Source organism: Photobacterium sp. R1 (genome assembly GCF_054600795.1).
The window spans coordinates 1-306 of record NZ_BAAHZP010000362.1 but is presented as its reverse complement, the minus strand read 5'-3'; the positions used below and the strand labels follow the sequence as shown (position 1 = coordinate 306).

Genomic DNA, 306 nt, shown 5'->3' with positions numbered 1-306 from the left:
ACACTTGCAAGTAACACTATTTGTTTGATGTTTGAATATGTCAGCATCGCCATTTCCGTTTTATGACGCAATCCAATAAGAAAGCACAGTGATAAACCCTTGTTCAGCAACAGGATAGTCTGCACATCCCCCTGCGTTATCAGGAGAAAGGCTTGGTATTTTAATATGCCACTGATTTATTAATATTCCGGAGGCGAAAGATACCTTGCATATACAATGCATTGCAATGTTTGATTTATGCACCTGATTGATTTTTGCGTGCTTATCTGAACACAAAGCGACCATCGCGGCGCTGTAAGCGATGTC

At 40.8% G+C, this 306-nt stretch carries 1 protein-coding gene; it reads right to left on the bottom strand.

The window, feature by feature from the left end:
• Window positions 1-60: 60 nt before the first annotated feature.
• On the bottom strand, window positions 61-306 hold a 246-nt coding region (locus ACYP03_RS25430; RefSeq protein WP_459782594.1), incomplete at its 5' end, for a hypothetical protein.